We start from the raw sequence: 17,796 nt of genomic DNA, 5'->3' as shown, positions 1-17,796 counted from the left end.
ATACCTACATCGATAGTTTAAAATCCAAAGTCTAAAATCTAAAATTGTAAAGATGCAGCCTACAGATCCGAATAAATTTACTGATAAAGCCTGGGAAGCAATAGTCAAATCACAGGATATTGTCCGAGCCTATCAACAACAGCAACTAGATGTCGAACATTTACTTATTGCTTTATTAGAGGAACCTACTGGGCTAACAACACGCATCCTCGGTCGTTGTGAGGTTGACGCATTGCGTTTGCAACAGCAACTAGAAGCATTTACCCAACGTCAGCCCAAAGTAGGTAAATCTGAGCAGCTCTACCTCGGTCGCAGTTTAGACACATTGCTAGACCGAGCTGAAGAAGCGAGAGCTAGGATGAAAGATTCCTATATCTCTATTGAACACTTGCTTTTAGCTTTTGTTGAGGATGAACGCATCGGACGGCGGATCTTCAAAAGCTTTAACCTAGACACCTCTAAACTAGAGGCTACCATTAAAACGGTTCGCGGTAGCCAAAAGGTGACAGATCAAAACCCAGAATCTCGTTACGAAGCTCTGCAAAAGTTTGGCAGAGACTTGACAGAACAAGCAAAATATGGTAAACTAGACCCTGTTATTGGGCGAGATGAAGAAATCCGCCGAGTCATACAGGTATTATCCCGACGTAGCAAGAATAACCCTGTATTGATTGGTGAACCTGGGGTAGGTAAGACAGCGATCGCCGAGGCATTAGCACAGCGTATTATCAATGGCGATGTTCCTGAATCTTTGAAAAACCGCCAGCTTATTTCCTTGGATATTGGTAGCTTGATTGCTGGGGCGAAATATCGGGGTGAATTTGAAGACCGTTTGAAAGCTGTCCTCAAAGAAGTGATAGAATCCAACGGTCAAATTGTGCTGTTTATTGATGAACTGCACACCGTTGTCGGAACTGGTTCGACCCAACAAGGGGCAATGGATGCAGGAAATTTACTCAAACCCATGCTGGCGCGGGGGGAACTACGTTGCATTGGCGCAACGACTTTGGATGAGTACCGCAAATATATTGAAAAAGATGCGGCTTTAGAACGGCGCTTTCAGCAAGTCTTTGTCGATCAGCCTAGTGTGGAAAATACAATTTCCATTCTGCGGGGTCTCAAAGAACGTTACGAAGTCCATCACAATGTTAAAATTTCTGATTCGGCGCTGGTAGCCGCAGCGACACTTTCAGCAAGATACATTTCTGACCGTTTCTTGCCAGATAAAGCAATTGACTTGGTGGATGAAGCAGCCGCGCAGTTAAAAATGGAGATTACCTCCAAACCAGCAGAATTGGAAATCATTGACCGACGCTTGATGCAGCTAGAAATGGAAAAGCTGTCGTTAGCAACAGAAGAGAAGGCTACAGTTCAAACAAAAGAGCGTTTAGAGCGAATTGAGCAAGAAATTGCCAATTTAACGGAAAAACAACAAGAATTGAATGGTCAGTGGCAAGGTGAAAAGCAGATATTGGAAGCGATAAGCGCATTAAAGCAAGAAGAAGAAAAGCTGCGAGTGCAAATTGAACAAGCAGAACGCGCCTATGACCTGAACAAAGCGGCACAGTTAAAGTTTGGCAAGTTGGAGAGTGTGCTACACGATCGCGAGGCAAAAGAAGCGCAGTTACTGGAAATTCAAAGCCAAGGTACTACCCTGTTACGAGAACAGGTAACGGAAGCCGATATTGCTGAAATCGTCGCTAAATGGACGGGGATTCCGGTCAATCGTTTGTTGGAATCTGAACGGCAAAAGTTACTACAACTAGAAAATCACCTCCACCAGAAAGTGATTGGACAACAGGAAGCAGTTTCTGCTGTCGCAGCAGCAATTCGTCGCGCCCGTGCGGGGATGAAAGACCCCGGTCGCCCAATTGGTTCATTTTTGTTCATGGGACCCACAGGAGTGGGCAAAACGGAACTCGCCCGTGCGTTGGCACAGTTTCTGTTTGATTCAGATGACGCTTTGGTACGCCTGGATATGTCCGAGTATATGGAGAAACATTCCGTTTCCCGGCTAGTAGGTGCGCCTCCAGGATACGTGGGTTACGAAGAGGGTGGTCAACTTTCCGAAGCAATTCGCCGCCGTCCTTACTCAGTAGTGCTATTGGATGAAGTAGAAAAAGCTCACCCCGATGTGTTCAATATTTTGTTGCAGGTGTTGGATGACGGGAGAATTACTGACTCTCAGGGACGAACAGTTGATTTCCGCAACACTGTGATTGTCATGACCAGTAACATCGGTAGCGAATATATCCTAGATGTATCTGGCGATGACTCCAAGTATGAAAAAATGCGGACCCTGGTGATGGATGCTTTGCGATCGCACTTCCGCCCCGAATTTCTCAACCGCGTTGATGATATCATTCTCTTCCACACCCTCAACCGCAGCGAAATGCGGCAAATCGTCCGCATCCAGCTCAAGCGTGTAGAAAATCTACTACGAGAGCAAAAAATCTCTTTGGAAATATCCTCAGCCGCTTGCGATTACCTTGTGGAAGTAGGTTATGACCCAGTATACGGCGCACGACCCATCAAACGGGCAATTCAGCGAGAAGTGGAAAACCCCATCGCGACTAAATTACTGGAGAATACATTTGTCCTTGGCGACACAATTGTGATTGACAAGGGGGATCATGGGTTGACTTTTAGTAAGAAAATGGTGGTTAAGGTGCCAGCAGTGCAGAATAAAACCTACGTTATTGAAGCATCGCAAGAGGTGTGAGATTTAGCAGCAGGGTGTGTGAGGCGCATTGCTTGATTCACATCCTGCACCCATCGCCGCGATCGTTTAGGATGCTGTTTTTTTGAATTTTGAATTGCAGCGTAACCACAAAGCGCCCCAGCTAGGGGTACGTGCAGCGTGTCAATTTTCTACTAGATTTCACTATGCCTGCAAAAGACATCTTTCACAACGCAGTCAAACATGCTCTTGAAAAAGATGGATGGTTGATTACAGATGATCCAATATATCTAGATTTCGGTGGAGTTGAAATTTATATTGATTTAGGTGCAGAAAAAATAATTGCGGCAGAGAGAGAAGGAGAAAGAATTGCCGTTGAAGTAAAAAGTTTTATTGGAGGTTCAGCGATTTCTCAGTTCCACACAGCGCTGGGACAGTTTATTAACTATCGAACTGCTCTGAGGCAAAAGCAACCAGAACGAGAATTATATTTAGCTGTTCCCAGCACAACCTATGAAACATTTTTTAAACTGGAGCTAGTTCAAATCGTTATTCAATCTCAAAATCTAAAGTTGCTGATTTACGAACCAGAACAGGAAGTGATTGAACGATGGATAAGATAGTTAGATATCAGGAAATTATCAAAAAGCTAATTGCAGATTATGTCAATGAAGCTTCAACCAGAAACGACGTAGAAAGACAAATGATTTTTGATACTGAACATGACCATTATCAATTGGTTAATGTTGGCTGGGAAAATCGTCATCGGGTTTACGGGTGTGTGCTACATTTCGATATTAAGAATAATAAAATTTGGCTTCAATATAACGGTACAGAAATTGATTTCGCAGAGGAATTAATCAAACAGGGTGTACCAAAGCAGGATATTGTCATTGGGTTTCATTCGCCATTTATGCGGCAGTTTACAGAATACGCAGTTGGTTAAACAAGACACATCATAAACAGGTACTAAAGCTGATTACGAGTCAAGCAGAAACGGGGGTTAGTCAACAACTCACCAAGGGCTTTACTGCAAAATTTAAACAAATCCTACGCAGATAGCAGCTTTTACTTAATTGGTAGGGAAATCCGAATCCCTGAGATTGGGTAATCAATGCTGCAAAGCAGGAGCGATCGCTCTCACAAACACCATAAAATCCTGATTGGTAAGATCCCATATCCGCTCTCCAAGAACAGGGTAGTTATTAACCAATCACCTAAATTAGACTTTAGGTGTACAAAAGGGGGGTGCTGAGGGATTCTGCCTCAGTTATGATTCAGATACTTGCATTGAAGATTACCAGTTATGCTAGAACAAGGCACAATCAGTATTCATACTGAGAATATTTTCCCCATTATCAAGAAGTCCCTCTACTCCAACCACGAAATTTTCTTTCGTGAACTGGTATCCAACGCTGTAGATGCGATCCAAAAGTTGAAAATGGTCTCTCGCGCTGGGGAGTATTCTGGTGAAATTGGTGAATCAGAAATTCAAATTGCCATAGACAAAGACAAAAAAACCCTCTCTATCACCGACAATGGCATCGGGATGACGGCAGAGGAAGTTAAGAAATACATCAACCAGGTTGCTTTCTCTAGTGCCGAGGAATTTATTCATAAGTACGAAGGCAAATCGGATCAACCGATCATCGGTCACTTTGGTCTTGGCTTCTACTCCTCCTTTATGGTGGCGCAAAAAGTCGAAATTGATACTCTGTCCTACAAAGAAGGGGCGCCAGCAGTTCATTGGAGTTGCGATGGTTCCCCAGAGTTTACCCTGGAAGATTCAACCCGTACAACTCGCGGCACTACTATTACCCTCACCCTGCAAGAGGAAGAACTGGAATATGTAGAACAAGCACGCATTCAGCAACTTGTCAAGACCTACTGCGACTTTATGCCAGTGCCCATCAAACTTGATGGCGAGGTGTTAAACAAGCAGCAAGCACCGTGGCGGGAGTCTCCCAGCAGTCTGAATCAAGAAGATTATTTAGAGTTTTACCGCTACCTGTATCCTTTCCAGGAAGAGCCACTGTTGTGGGTGCATTTGAATACTGACTATCCTTTCATCATCAACGGGATTTTGTATTTTCCAAAAATGAATCCCGATATCGATGTCACCAAAGGTCAGATCAAGCTTTTCTGCAATCAAGTTTTTGTCAGCGACCACTGTGAGGAAATTATCCCACAATTTCTCCTGCCAATGCGGGGTGTGATTGATAGCACCGATATTCCACTGAACGTATCACGGAGTGCTTTGCAAACCGATCGCACCGTACGGAAAATTGGTGACTACATTGCCAAGAAAGTGGGCGATCGCCTCAAAGAACTGTACCGCGACAATCGCGAACAATACATCAGCACTTGGAAAGACCTCGGCACCTTCGTAAAATTCGGCGTTCTCAACGACGAGAAATTTAAAAAACAAGTTGAAGATATCATTGTCTTCCGCTCGACCTATCAACCAACTAGCACTCAGCAGTCAGCGGTTAGCCCAGCGGTTGAGGTACAGTCTCAAGAGGGGGATGTCTGGCAAGATGTGACCTCAGCAAACGAGGAAAAAGAAAATCCAAAATTGCCATACACGACCCTCAAGGAGTATCTAAAACGCAATGAAGAACGCCACAAAAACCGCGTCTTCTATGCCACCGATGAAGCGGCGCAAACTCCCTACATAGAACTGCACAAAAACCAGGGTTTGGAAGTCCTGTTTATGGACTCCTTTATCGACACCCACTTCATCAATTTTCTAGAGCGGGAATATAGCGAGGTCAAATTTACGCGGGTAGACTCCGACTTGGATAATACCCTGTTGGATCAAGACAAAGCTGGGGAAATTGTTGACCCGAAGACGAATAAAACTAGAGGTGAAGTCATCAAAGAGCTATTCGAGAAAGCTCTCAACAAACCCAAGTTGAATATCCGCACCGAAGCTTTGAAAGCAGACGATCCGCAAGGAACACCACCAGCAATGGTACTTTTGCCAGAGATTCTGCGCCGCTTACGGGAAATGAATGCTCTGATGCAGCAGCAAACAGTAGAGTTTCCCGAAGACCATGTCCTGCTTGTAAATACTTCTCACCCATTAATTCAAAATTTGGCAAATTTGAGTCAAGGCAGTATTATTCAAGGCGATGGTCAAACACCTACCGAACAGCTAGTGAACTTGATTTGCCAACACGTCTACGATTTGGCGCTGATGTCTCAGAAAGGCTTTGACGCTGAAGGTATGAAAGCCTTTGTTGAGCGTTCCAATGAAGTACTCACTAAGCTCACACAAGAGGCTACAAAGTAGGAGAACCTCTGGCGGTAAGATTGTTTGTAGGCGTGATTGCCTATGTAGAGACGTTGCAGTATAACGTCTCTACACCTATGAAATGGCAACAAATAACCCTTAACCTAAACTAAACGGTATTTGTTTCTAGGCAAATAACCCAAAAAAGAGGAGAAATTGCATCCGGCTCCCTGGGTAATTTTGTACAATAGGGGATCGTGCTCAAGAAAAATCGGAGTTTCTTACTATGTCTCGTCGCTGTCAACTAACTGGCAAAAAGGCAAATAATGCCTTTGCAATTTCCCACTCCCACCGTCGTACCAAGCGCCTTCAGCAAGTCAACTTGCAAACCAAGCGCATTTGGTGGGAAAGTGGAAAGCGTTGGGTAAAACTACGCATATCTACTAAAGCAATCAAAACCCTAGAAATTAAAGGGTTGGAAGCAATGGCAAAAGAAGCCGGAATTAACCTTAATCACTACTAAAACCCATGTAGAGACGCGCCATGGCGCGTCTCTACACCCACGGAATTCTCACAAACACCCCTTCATTTAAAAAACCCGTCAAAAAAGCGAATATAGAATTTTTCTCCTACCGCCTCCCCATACAAGGGAGGTTTTTAAATACCTAATATTAACTTTTCTCAACTTGATATCTTTTATCTAACAAATGGGTACTATAAATCTACTCTTATAAGTTTATAAGCTAATCATCCTTTAACGCCTGCAAAAGCTATTGCTAGAACACCAATTCAGTATTCAGACTTGGAGCTAAAAAACCCGTTTTTTTGTAGAGACGCGCCATGGCGCGTCTCTACAGCCAACGAAAAATTAATCTTTTCAGGAACAGAAACCGGGTTTTTGGGATTAGTGAATCGGTGTTCTAGGTGTCTTTGCTAATGGCAAAAACTTAATTTTACAGAAAACCTGGTAGGAAAGCAGCTATGTCTCGCAATAGACGGCTTATCAAAATAATAATTAAATTCACTCACAAGTTTATTAAACATTCTGTATATACAATCAAAAAACAAATAGTTTGGCTACTAAGAGCTTTATTTCTGACTCAAAAAAGACGACGAGCAACCGTAAATGCTGGTTTTGTCTTACCAACAGTAGCAATGGTCGCACTGGTGGTCGTGCTGCTAACAACTGCGATTTTGCTTCGGTCTTTTGACCGCTCCCAAAATGCCAGTAATGTTCGTGTAAATCAGGCTGTTTTAAACGCTGCTCTTCCAGCACTTGACCGCGCTAAGGCTAAATTAAACAAGTTATTTCAAGACGCTCAATTGCCACGAGCCACACCAACAGATAACGCTTTAGAAAGTACCTTAAAAACTAATATAGACAAATATACTTTTGGTGATGAAACTCAACTGAAGCTGACTTACAACTCTGACGAACTAAGAACGGGGTGGATGTATCCCGTTGATACCGACAACAACGGTAAGTTTGATAGCTACACCCTTTATGGTGTTTACTTCAAAAATCCTCCAGCAAGCCAAGGCAAATTTACCCGTGCTAGAAATCCACTAGAGGCAAGAACTCCACCAATGATTGGTGGTAATGTGAGTGGAAATTGTAATGATATTGTTGGCACTAGCGCTACTTTGGTGGGTAGTACTGGCTGGTTTAATACTGGTGGTAAGCTGAAAAAAAGCTTTTTTGTTTACACTGCAAATGTTCCTATTACTAACTCTGGAACACTGCCAGATAAATATGAGCGATACAAAGGCAATAGAGGTTTTTCAGCAATAGAATATCAACAAGATCGCGTCCAACTTCCTCTGGTTAACAATGCTGTTGTTTATGAGGATGACATCGAACTCACCCCAGGTCCTGTTTTCAACCTGAATGGGCGGATTTTTACGAATAGTAACTTCCTGACAGGGGGAGTGAATGGTGTCACACTATATCAGGTTAGCAGTAAAGCATCATGTTTTTATGAAGAAGACAACGCCAAAATTATTGTTGGTGGCAATTTAGGCGCTGGTAAATTTACGGATAGTAGTGATGTGGGTAGCAGTAGGGTGCATTTATACAAAGGAAAAGGAGTTGATCCCGCTACAAATGCTTACGTAAAGGATAACAAATCAGTAGATGCGGCACCAAGAGATATAGCCTACAACAGCCTAGCCTATGTGCAGCGCATCAACCGCTTAGTGACTGCTCAGATGGCTAACCTTGCAACTAGCGATCCGCAGGAGGTTAAAGACGGTATTATCAGCGAAAAGAACAAACTTGGTTTGTCAAGTTACACTTCACAGCAAGAGGAGGAATTCCGCCGAAACCAGCTAGAGCGTTACTTTAGAAGGCGTACCCGCCGCATAACTTACGCGGAGGTTCCTTTTAATAGTCCTCTGAGCGTTGTTTTAGGCGCATACGCAATAAGCAACCCCCTTCAAGGAAGTGGCGATGCACTACGTCCACCGGATGCTTGGATGTATCCCACTAATCCCGATGACGGTAAAACGGCTACTGGTTATGCAACTCTGGCTCTGAAGACAAATGGTAATAAGCTTCTACCTAGTGCAACCGAACCAACTAAGCTGCAAAAAGATTTGGGCAGTATAGAACAATATTTAGGCGATCGCGCTTTGATTGGTAACAACCTGCCACAAATTTGGTGGGACAAAGTTAAAGGCAAGTTTGTAGGTCCAAATCCGCAAGATACTCAAGATATAAAAGATACCGAATGGGATAACGGAGAAGGAACTCGTACTCGCCGCACTCGCATCGAGCAACTGGCTGATTTGGGAGCCACAGATCGAGATAAAGATTGGGAATTAGCAGCCGCTAAAGTGCCAGTTAGCTCACAAGATTCTGTTGGCGGATTGCGGGTGGTTACGGGTGCTGGTATTTACTTGCCTCAAAAGTATACGACAAGGGGTAGTGCTGCTGACACTAACTTCAGCCAAGCTTCCACAGAAATTTGGTCTGATATGATGCCAGTTGCTTCTGACAAAGCCACTGAAGCAACTGCTACTAGTCAACCCTATTCATCTATCACATTGCCAAACCCGAATTTTACGCCCTATCTGCGAATGCGGGCTACAGCGGTTTATCATTACAAAGCGACTGGTTACGATGAAAAAAACCCGAAACCAATTGCTTGTGTTAGTAGCTACTACGATCCCACTAACAGCACTACAGCCAGAAACAAAGTTGGGCTACCAGACGTTAGCTTAAGAGATAGGAATTTAGGCGCTGTTGCTAACAGAAACTTAACTGGATTACTCCCTGTTACCATTAACCCAGGTAATTCCAACAACGGTGTTGTCTATGGACCTCCTACTAGAGATGTCACTTATTATCAAGCAGTTCTCAACTACCAAGCCCAATTAAAGTATCCTAACGGACGCTGGGTAAATGAACTACTCAAAAATGCTTTACCAAAAACAAACGAAAATCGTACTCTCTCAGAGAAGTCTGCCATTGACTCTGCTCTTTGCTCCCTAGAAATTTTAGACGGTAGCATTAGTCCTACAGATACCGTGATTCCTCACGGCGCAATTATGGAAACTGCCTTTTTAGATGCAAGGCAGATTAAGGCAATTCATACTGATAACTCAGCAACTACTGCTTTAGAAACATTCACAAATGCTGATGGCGGGGCAACTGTGCCATCAGCTGCAAGTTACGACCTTCCTAAAGAAGACCGCCAACCTCTGGAAATTCGCACCACCGTATTAGATATTGACTTGCTCCGCCAAAAAACAATTGGTAGCTCATCACCAGCACAAGAATACTTAGTGCCAAATAGCGGTATTATCTATGCCACTCGTAACGATGCGCTTTTGGATTTGAGCGCGAGTTCGACAGGTGGTTCAGAGGCACAAAAATCACAAAGCCCTGTAGACTTCATACTTGACCCAACTCGCCGTCCTAACGCCATAATGCTCATTAACGGCTCAAAAATTTGGCGCGTAAAGGAATATAGAGAAGCAGAAAAAGGGTTGATTTTGGCATCTAATTTGCCTGTGTACATTAAGGGTGACTTTAATCTTCACCAAAACGAACTTGTCAAACAAGAAGAGTTCACAGAAGCGCTGACAGATAATTGGAGCAACTTCTACACTCGCTCTGCAAATCAACTCAATCCCAATTTTGCGTGTCGCCCAGGTGATCCCAGACTATCTAAATGCTTGATTGGTGATGAATGGCGACCTGCAAGCGTGTTAGCAGATTCCATAACTCTACTTTCTAATAATTTTAGACTAGGGTACCGCAATGAGGGTGATTATGACCTGAATGATAACTTGGGAGGTCGTAAGTCTATTGGCAACAACGCCAATGTTCCAAGTTTTGAATGGTTTCGCAGTGATGATGGCTTCCCTAAAGACCTTGAGCCTAATATCACTATTCAATCACAGACTTTTCAAGGTAGTTCCTACCTCAATAACTTTGTCACCCCAATTCAGCGTCGGGCAAAGTTCAACGAATATGTGATGGAAGTCTGCCTGAAATTACCTGTTTCGCAGTGTACGCCTAATGACTGGAAAGTTGATCCAGCCAACTCAACAAGTGCAAACGCATGGAGCCAGACTGGCAATTCTAATGGCATTATAGATAACCCAATAACCTCGATCAAATCAGGTACAACGGCTATTCCTCCGGAAGGAGTATATCAAGGGTATCCCCGTCGAGTGGCTTTTCAACGTGATAAAGATGGGAATTTAATTCTTGATCTTAGCGGTCGTCCTATTCCTATGGGAATCAATTCCTCTGGCAAAGTACAAGCGTATCCCTACGGTAGTGGTCAATTCCCTCGACTGTCAGAAAACAGTAACGCCCTATGGTTCAGGACGACCACCAATACTTCAAATCCAAAACAAGATAATGATGATTCTGACGACCCAGCTGATACTCCGTTGTTGCTTGCTAACGAGCTGCTAACCCCTACACCCAATAGCCAGCCGCGTGTGCTACCAGTTGTACAAATTAACAACCCCTTTGGTACTCCTACAAACAAAGTCAGTGATTATGATAATAAAGTAGGTCCTCCTAACACTTTGACAGCTAATTGGTTACAAATAGCTACCGAAACAACATTTAATTTAGTTGCAGTGGCTGGAGATACCCCAGCTCGTCCTACCGAAGATAACGGTGGTTTACACAACTTTGTGCGCTTCTTAGAGAATTGGAACCCAACTCGAGAAATAAGCAATGCTTTTAAAGCTAGGATAAGCGGTTCTTTCATCCAGATCAAACGTAGTGCCTATGCCACTGCACCATTTTACACGTCGATCTCAACTCAACCCAATAGTTATCAATATAAGATTCAAGGTAACGATCACAGAGCTCCTTTTTATCTCGCTCCTACACGGCAATGGGGTTATGATGTAGGGCTACTGTCGCAGTCACCAGACTTGTTTGCCCAAAAATTGGTGCGAATACCAGATGATTTACCTGACGAGTTCTTTCGGGAAGTTGGTCGAGATGACGCTTGGGTGCAAACTTTATTGTGTGCTAAGAAAACCGACAATACTTATGCAATCGACGCAGATCAACGTCCTTGCAAATAACAATCCAATTTTAGAAGTTGGTGATTAGTAATGATGATTAAGCACAAACAACAAGTAAACCCTTCATCTAGTGAGTCTGGTTTTACAATCATTGAATCGTTGGTAGCACTGCTGGTAGTTGCTATTTTGCTAACAGCGATCGCACCTGTCATCCTCCTATCAGTAGCAACTCGGGTTCAAGCCAAACGGATCGAACAAGCAACTCAAGCCACCAAAACGTTCATTGATGGTATCAGAACTGGAGCAATTTCTGCTCCAAACGACAAAATCACAATTGAATTAGCAACCAAAGATAAACCCAGAAAGCTTTCTAATGCACCAGGCGACTATTTAATTGACACCACAAATATGCTGCCTCCAAAACAAGCAGACAAGGACAAGTTATATTGCTTTAACAAAAATGGCAATATTCAAACACCTACTTGTACTAGCGATTTATTTTTCATTCAAGCTAAACAAATTACAGTCAATAATAACCCAAAAGAAGGCTACCGCTTAGGAATTCGCATATATCGTAAGGAAGCCTTTGACACATCAGGGGATTTAATCGCCACCAGTGGTGGGAATAAAACAACACAAGCAACTTTTATCGCCACACTAGCCAATTCCAAAGCACCACTTATAGAAATCACAACTGACATAAGCAGTAATGGGACTACATTTCAATCTTTATGTAGCCGCCTAGGTGTTGCCAGTGGTGATAACTGTAACTAACTCAGCAAATTAACGCGATTTGATAGCTGTATATCTATCACTATGGGCAAGACCGTACTATGATGAGTGTACTTAGATTTCTTCTCTGCAGTCAGCCTAAATGCTCTAGGCGGGTTCAGCAAATAGGCGGTTTTACCCTGATTGAACTGCTAGTAGCCATGATTTTGGCAGCTCTTGTTATCACGCCGTTGCTGGGATTCATGGTCAACATTTTAGATACAGATCGCAAAGAGCAAGCCAAGGCAACTTCTGAGCAAGAAATTCAAACAGCAATTGATTATATTGCGCGTGATTTACAGCAAGCAGTCTATATTTATGATGCTGATGGACTGACGAGAAATTCAAATGCTGACCCCCCAGGAATCTTAAACCAAATACCACCAGCACAGCCAGCTGGTAATTGTCGAGATACTGGTAAATGTAAACCAGTTCTTGTTTTTTGGAAGCGAAATTTCCTCAGAGATGCAATTCAAGTTAAAGACAGTACCGAAACAGACGATACTTTTGTTTACTCATTAGTTGCCTACTATTTAATTAAAGATGATCAATACCCTTGGTCTAAGGCAGCTCGTATTGCCAGATTTGAAATTAGCGATGGTGTGCAAGATGTCGGCGGTGAGATGTGCGGTAGTGACTATCCTAATGAAAAGTATGTTAAAGATAAATGTCCTGATAAAGGTTTTAAGCGTTTTAACCTAACTGAACAAGGCAGCAACCTGAAAGAAAAGATGAATAAATGGCAAAAAGCCTTAGCAAACTACACTCAAGACGCTTTGGTACTAGTTGACTTTATTGATCAAACAACAGATAATCCGCCAGCAGCCACATGTCCTCCAAACTCCACTAACCCGAATATTCAATGGTCAAAAGTGACACCAGGAAACTGGACAAGTTTTTATGCTTGCGTTGATACAGTCAACACGACAGCAGAGGTCTTTTTACGAGGCAATGCACTTGCTCGCGTGCAAAACAACAACTTGGACTATGCCGATAGCAAAAAAACCTATTTTCCAAATACAAGCGTACGAGTGCAAGGACGCGGATACTTATTTACTAAATAAAATCCAAAAATAACAGTATTTATTAATATCAGGGTATTATGTGCAAGCTAAGTGACTATGAAAAAGACGAACAACGATGTTTGACAAACAGGGACAAAATCATATTTAGACACACTCAACAGGATGCTGGCTTTACCCTACTGGAAATTTTAGTCATGGTGGTTATAGTAGGAGTTTTAGCAGCAATTGTTGGTCCTAGCTGGCTTGGCTTTGTCAACAGACAACGGGTAAATAAAGCTAACGACGCCATTTTAGCAGTGCTACAGGAAGCCCAGCGACAAGCCACAAGAACCAAAAGTAACTACAGCGTCAGTTTTAAAATCGAAAGTAACGTGCCAAAATTTGCCATTTATCCAAATTCTACTTCTTCCACAACTCCTGATGCTACCAGTCCTTTATGGAAAACTTTAGGTGGCGATTTAGAAATCAAGCCAGGACAAGTTTTAGTGTTCTCAAATCTTACCAATACAAACACTGCTGGTGCGTCTCTAAGCCTAGAAAATCTAAATACCCCAAAAACAATTACTTTTGACTACATGGGTACTTTGCCAAACCCAAACTTTGGAACACCAGCAACAGGTTCTTCAGAGACACCTGGTTTAAAAGTAGTGGTTGCTGAACGTAAGCCTGGAAGTCCTCCAGCGGCAGGTAGCATGAGACGATGCGTGATTGTGAAAACTCTTATCGGGGGAATGATCACAGGGAAAGACTCTAATTGTTATTAAATAAATTTAGTAGCGAAGGTTTGCCAAAATCTAGTAGAAATACGGAACCTTAAACTGTACTTAGAGAGCAAACTTAAAACATAAAGTTCATTTTTTTATGTGTAAATATTTATTTCCTTACTGGTGGCGAATTAGCCATACAGCAAGGCTTTTTTGACTTTTTCCAATACCAGGGCATACTAATAAGCCCTGTATAAAGACCCAAATTTTGCGCTATGACCGAGTGCATCGACTTTTCTGTAGCTATCCCAACTTATAATGGTGAAAGCCGTTTACCTGAACTGTTAGAACGGCTGCGAAATCAACTTAACACAGAACAGTTTTCTTGGGAAATTATAGTTGTAGACAACAACAGTACTGATAATACAGCTACTCTTGTTAAGACCTATCAAGCAAATTGGCAACTTCCATATCCGTTAAAGTACTGCTTTGAAGCGCAACAGGGAGCGGCTTTCGCCAGAAAAAGAGCAGTTGAGGAAGCAAAAGGCAGATTAATCGGTTTTCTAGATGATGACAATTATCCAGCGTCAGATTGGGTAGCAGCAGCTTATGCTTTTGGTCAAACATATTCTCATGTGGGAGCATATGGTAGTCAAATTCATCCTGACTGGGAAGTAGAACCACCAGAAAATTTTCAGCGAATTGCCCCATTTTTGGCAATTACAGAGCGCGGGAATTTACCTTTACTGTATAAACCTCAAACAAAATTACTGCCTCCCTCTGCAGGACTTGTTGTCCGCAAACAAGCTTGGTTAGAAAGTGTGCCAAATCAGTTGATTTTGAGTGGCAGAGTCACTGGCAATATGCTTACCGGTGAAGATACAGAAATGTTGTATTACATCCAAAAAGCAGGTTGGGAAATTTGGTACAACCCAAAAATGGAAATTTATCACAAAATACCATCTTGGCGCTTAAATAAAGAGTATTTAATTCCTTTTTTTCGAGGTATTGGACTTAGCCGTTATGTTACACGCATGGTAACTATAGAACCTTGGGCTAGACCAGTAGCTTTGTTCGCATACATGATAAATGACCTGCGTAAAATTATTTTACATTTACTTAAACATCGGTTGAACTTGAAAAATGATTTGATTGCTGCTTGCGAGTTGCAACTTTTTTTGAGTAGTTTGGTTAGCTCTCTATATCTTTGGAAAAATGGATATTTAAAGATAAAAAATAACTCGTTTAATAGCAAGATAATGACTGAAACAGAGATTGTCAATTTAGATATTACCGTAGCCATACCTACATATAATCGGGCTAGTCATTTGCCTCAGCTTTTGGAGCGTCTATTGAACCAGACTAAAGTAGAACACCTGAACTGGGAAATTATTATTGTTGATAATAATAGTACTGATAATACAGCTGAAGTCATTCGAGATTCTCAAACCAAATGGAAGGGGAATTTTCCGTTGAGGTATTTTCGAGAAACTGAACAGGGAGCCGCCTTTGCAAGATTGCGATCTGTACGCGAAGCCAAAGGTCAGCTTATAGGATTTTTAGATGATGATAATCTGCCAGCACCTGATTGGGTTGCACAAGCCGTTGCGTTTGATAAAGAACATCCTCAAGCTGGTGCTTGGGGAGGTCAAATTCATGGTGATTTTGAAGTACAACCTCCAGAAAAATTTGAAAGAATTCAAGCATTTCTGGCAATTAGAGAACACGGAGAGCAACCGCATTTATTTGACCCGGATAATTTAAGACTTCCTCCAGCGGCAGCACTTGTTGTCCGTAAACAAGCATGGTGTGATAATGTTCCACAACGACCTATCCTGACTGGAAAACTACCTGGCTTACTGGTGCAGGGGGATGACTATGAGCCATTGCTTTACATACACAAGGCACGCTGGCAAATTTGGTATAACCCTACCATGCATAGTTATCATCAAATTCCATATTGGCGACTAGAAAAAGATTATTTACTATCTTTGGCTCGTGGTTGTGGTTTGTGTATTTGCCAATTGCGCTTTATCAATGCCAAAAACTGGCAAAAGCCAATAGTTTTTATCAGAACTTTTGTGGGTAATCTACGACGATTGTTACAGCATTTTATTCAATATAAAGGTCAATCGCAAAGTGATATCATCGCGCTATTTGAAATGGAATTTTACTGGGGTAGTATGATGAGTTCTTTGTATTTAGTTAAATACTATTTAAGTAGTGTTTTATCAAAAAAATGTAAATAAAAATTATTGCTTATGCAAAATAAACCAAAAATATCTGTCATTATTCCAGCTTACAATAGCGAAAAAACTATTCAAAGAACAATAGAATCTGTTCTCAATCAAAGTTTTACTGAGTTTGAGTTAATTATAATTAACGATGGCTCACAAGACTCAACTTTAGATATTGCTGCACAAGTTAAAGACCCCCGTATCAAAGTATTTTCCTATGCCAATGCTGGCGCAAACGTGAGTCGTAACCGTGGGTTATCCCATGCATTAGGAGAATTCGTTAGTTTCTTAGACGCAGACGATATCTGGACACCTGATAAGCTAGCAAGACAGTTACAGGCTTTGCAAGAAAACGTAGATGCAAAGGTTGCTTATAGTTGGACTGATTATATTGATGAAAATGATCAATTCTTACTTTCTGGTACACATATCACTGCAAATGGAGATGTGTATGAACAGTTATTGCTGAGTGACTTTTTGGAAAATGGTTCCAACCCCTTGATTTATAAAGAAGCTTTAATTCGATTAGGTGGATTTGATGAATCTTTAAGCGCTGGGCAAGATTGGGATATGTGGCTACGATTAGCTAACGAGTACAATTTTGTAGCTGTGCCATCTGTACAAATCTTATACAGAATAAGAGCAAATTCACAGTCTTCTAATCTTCCAAGACAAGAAAAAGCCTGTCTCCAAGTACTTAAACAAGCCTATCAAGCAAGACCTTCTATTGCTAGGAAAACTTGGAATTTGAGTCTTGCAAACCTCTACAAATATCTAACTTGCAAAGCCCTACAACACCCATTGGAACGAAAAAAAGGTCTAGCAGCGGCTATTTTTCTAGTGAAGTATATTATCAACGACTCTTCAAGATTGCAACATACAAGTTTAACGTTAAAATTATTATTGAAAATATCCGTAATTATCATCCTACCTGGTACTTTGTCTACGGTATTACTAACAACTATTAAAACAAATTACAAGAGACTAAAAAGTTTATAAGAATCCGGACAGTAAAAAAAACATTGGAAAACAAAAATAGATACCATTAGTACTTTTTTCAATGTTTAACTAATGCCAAAGAATTCTATGAAAAATACCTCTAGCAGTGGATTCACGCTGCTAGAGATTTTAATGATTATTGTCGTAATTGGTATTTCATCTGCCATTACAGTTCCCAGTTGGCTGGCTTTTGCTGACCTTCAGCGTCTCAAAACTGCCCAAGATCAAGTTTACCGCGCCATGCGCCAAGCCCAAAGCCAAGCTACCAAAAACAAATTAACCCAGCAAGTTAGCTTTCGCGAACAAGACGGTATTGTGCAATGGGCGGTTCATCTCACCACGGTAAACCCATCTGACGCTATGTGGAATAATTTAGATCCCAATGTGCGTTTAGATGAGGAAACAACCTTACAAAAGTCAAACGGTATAAGGCAAATCCAATTTGATTACAGAGGTAATGTCAGACAACCGCCGCTAGGACGAATAACTTTATCTACTAAATCTAGTAAATCTAGTAAGTCCGGTGGTAAAGCCAAGCGCTGCGTGTATGTTTCTACTATTTTAGGCGCAATGCGAACGGGAAAAGAACACGATAAAGCTGATAGTAATGGTAAGTATTGCTATTAATATATTTTTGGTTGATTTA

Annotated in this window: 13 protein-coding genes and 1 pseudogene; 13 read left to right on the top strand and 1 reads right to left on the bottom strand. The window is 41.8% G+C overall.

What is annotated here, in order from left to right; all coding sequences use genetic code 11:
• The first annotated feature begins 52 nt into the window (after window positions 1-52).
• From clpB to MAS10914_RS0127390, 3 genes are all read left to right on the top strand, one after another.
• Window positions 53-2,722, top strand: coding sequence for an ATP-dependent chaperone ClpB (clpB, locus tag MAS10914_RS0127400; protein ID WP_017319144.1), 2,670 nt, complete (start codon window positions 53-55; stop codon window positions 2,720-2,722).
• 164 nt (window positions 2,723-2,886) lie between these two features.
• Window positions 2,887-3,303, top strand: a complete 417-nt coding sequence (locus tag MAS10914_RS0127395; protein WP_026082857.1) for a XisH family protein — start codon at window positions 2,887-2,889, stop codon at window positions 3,301-3,303.
• A complete protein-coding gene (locus MAS10914_RS0127390; RefSeq protein WP_017319142.1) occupies window positions 3,291-3,626 on the top strand; it encodes a XisI protein in 336 nt (111 codons plus the stop codon). The genes MAS10914_RS0127395 and MAS10914_RS0127390 overlap by 13 nt, the downstream gene beginning before the upstream one ends.
• A gap of 61 nt (window positions 3,627-3,687) precedes the next feature.
• Here the strand turns inward: MAS10914_RS0127390 and MAS10914_RS36005 are convergent, their stop codons facing one another.
• Window positions 3,688-3,858 carry a hypothetical protein gene (locus tag MAS10914_RS36005; protein WP_232224247.1) on the bottom strand — a complete coding sequence of 57 codons (171 nt, stop codon included), beginning with the start codon at window positions 3,856-3,858 and terminating at the stop codon, window positions 3,688-3,690.
• A gap of 128 nt (window positions 3,859-3,986) precedes the next feature.
• Between MAS10914_RS36005 and htpG the strand changes: the two genes are divergently transcribed.
• From htpG to MAS10914_RS0127340, 10 genes and pseudogenes are all read left to right on the top strand, one after another.
• Window positions 3,987-5,975, top strand: coding sequence for a molecular chaperone HtpG (gene htpG / locus MAS10914_RS0127385; RefSeq protein ID WP_017319141.1), 1,989 nt, complete (start codon window positions 3,987-3,989; stop codon window positions 5,973-5,975).
• A gap of 226 nt (window positions 5,976-6,201) precedes the next feature.
• Entirely contained in the window at window positions 6,202-6,438 is a 237-nt protein-coding gene (gene rpmB / locus MAS10914_RS0127380; protein WP_017319140.1) for a 50S ribosomal protein L28, read from the top strand.
• Between the two features lie 458 nt (window positions 6,439-6,896).
• On the top strand, window positions 6,897-11,474 hold the full coding sequence (gene hpsA / locus MAS10914_RS0127375; RefSeq protein ID WP_017319139.1) for a hormogonium polysaccharide biosynthesis protein HpsA: 4,578 nt from the start codon (window positions 6,897-6,899) through the stop codon (window positions 11,472-11,474).
• Between the two features lie 30 nt (window positions 11,475-11,504).
• The gene (gene hpsB / locus MAS10914_RS0127370) at window positions 11,505-12,188 is read left to right on the top strand and encodes a hormogonium polysaccharide secretion pseudopilin HpsB (protein WP_017319138.1); all 684 of its coding nucleotides are present in this window, start codon (window positions 11,505-11,507) and stop codon (window positions 12,186-12,188) included.
• 62 nt (window positions 12,189-12,250) lie between these two features.
• On the top strand, window positions 12,251-13,249 hold the full coding sequence (gene hpsC / locus MAS10914_RS0127365) for a hormogonium polysaccharide secretion pseudopilin HpsC (RefSeq protein ID WP_026082856.1): 999 nt from the start codon (window positions 12,251-12,253) through the stop codon (window positions 13,247-13,249).
• A 38-nt stretch (window positions 13,250-13,287) separates the two neighbouring features.
• Window positions 13,288-13,974: a pilus assembly FimT family protein gene (locus tag MAS10914_RS0127360; protein ID WP_017319136.1), complete on the top strand. Its 687-nt coding sequence runs from the start codon at window positions 13,288-13,290 to the stop codon at window positions 13,972-13,974.
• A gap of 215 nt (window positions 13,975-14,189) precedes the next feature.
• Window positions 14,190-15,143: pseudogene (hpsE, locus tag MAS10914_RS35110) on the top strand (hormogonium polysaccharide biosynthesis glycosyltransferase HpsE); the annotation flags it as partial.
• Between the two features lie 30 nt (window positions 15,144-15,173).
• Window positions 15,174-16,163, top strand: coding sequence for a hormogonium polysaccharide biosynthesis glycosyltransferase HpsE (gene hpsE / locus MAS10914_RS35105; protein WP_071599897.1), 990 nt, complete (start codon window positions 15,174-15,176; stop codon window positions 16,161-16,163).
• 12 nt (window positions 16,164-16,175) lie between these two features.
• Window positions 16,176-17,150: a glycosyltransferase gene (locus MAS10914_RS0127345; protein WP_017319134.1), complete on the top strand. Its 975-nt coding sequence runs from the start codon at window positions 16,176-16,178 to the stop codon at window positions 17,148-17,150.
• A gap of 72 nt (window positions 17,151-17,222) precedes the next feature.
• Window positions 17,223-17,777 carry a pilus assembly FimT family protein gene (locus MAS10914_RS0127340; protein ID WP_026082855.1) on the top strand — a complete coding sequence of 185 codons (555 nt, stop codon included), beginning with the start codon at window positions 17,223-17,225 and terminating at the stop codon, window positions 17,775-17,777.
• The last annotated feature ends 19 nt before the right edge of the window (window positions 17,778-17,796 follow it).

Source organism: Mastigocladopsis repens PCC 10914 (assembly GCF_000315565.1).
Classification (GTDB): domain Bacteria; phylum Cyanobacteriota; class Cyanobacteriia; order Cyanobacteriales; family Nostocaceae; genus Mastigocladopsis; species Mastigocladopsis repens.
Note: the sequence above shows the minus strand (reverse complement) of the source record. Positions and strands in the feature narration are given on the sequence as shown.

What these genes read in the sequence shown, in the direction of transcription:
- MAS10914_RS0127395 (WP_026082857.1), top strand. Translation starts at nt 2,887, where the DNA reads ATGCCTGCAAAAGACATCTTTCACAACGCAGTCAAACATGCTCTTGAA.
- clpB (WP_017319144.1), top strand. Translation starts at nt 53, where the DNA reads ATGCAGCCTACAGATCCGAATAAATTTACTGATAAAGCCTGGGAAGCA.
- MAS10914_RS0127390 (WP_017319142.1), top strand. Translation starts at nt 3,291, where the DNA reads ATGGATAAGATAGTTAGATATCAGGAAATTATCAAAAAGCTAATTGCA.
- hpsC (WP_026082856.1), top strand. Translation starts at nt 12,251, where the DNA reads ATGAGTGTACTTAGATTTCTTCTCTGCAGTCAGCCTAAATGCTCTAGG.
- htpG (WP_017319141.1), top strand. Translation starts at nt 3,987, where the DNA reads ATGCTAGAACAAGGCACAATCAGTATTCATACTGAGAATATTTTCCCC.
- MAS10914_RS0127360 (WP_017319136.1), top strand. Translation starts at nt 13,288, where the DNA reads ATGTGCAAGCTAAGTGACTATGAAAAAGACGAACAACGATGTTTGACA.
- rpmB (WP_017319140.1), top strand. Translation starts at nt 6,202, where the DNA reads ATGTCTCGTCGCTGTCAACTAACTGGCAAAAAGGCAAATAATGCCTTT.
- MAS10914_RS36005 (WP_232224247.1), bottom strand. Translation starts at nt 3,858, where the DNA reads ATGGGATCTTACCAATCAGGATTTTATGGTGTTTGTGAGAGCGATCGC.
- hpsA (WP_017319139.1), top strand. Translation starts at nt 6,897, where the DNA reads ATGTCTCGCAATAGACGGCTTATCAAAATAATAATTAAATTCACTCAC.
- hpsE (WP_071599897.1), top strand. Translation starts at nt 15,174, where the DNA reads ATGACTGAAACAGAGATTGTCAATTTAGATATTACCGTAGCCATACCT.
- hpsB (WP_017319138.1), top strand. Translation starts at nt 11,505, where the DNA reads ATGATGATTAAGCACAAACAACAAGTAAACCCTTCATCTAGTGAGTCT.
- MAS10914_RS0127340 (WP_026082855.1), top strand. Translation starts at nt 17,223, where the DNA reads ATGCCAAAGAATTCTATGAAAAATACCTCTAGCAGTGGATTCACGCTG.
- MAS10914_RS0127345 (WP_017319134.1), top strand. Translation starts at nt 16,176, where the DNA reads ATGCAAAATAAACCAAAAATATCTGTCATTATTCCAGCTTACAATAGC.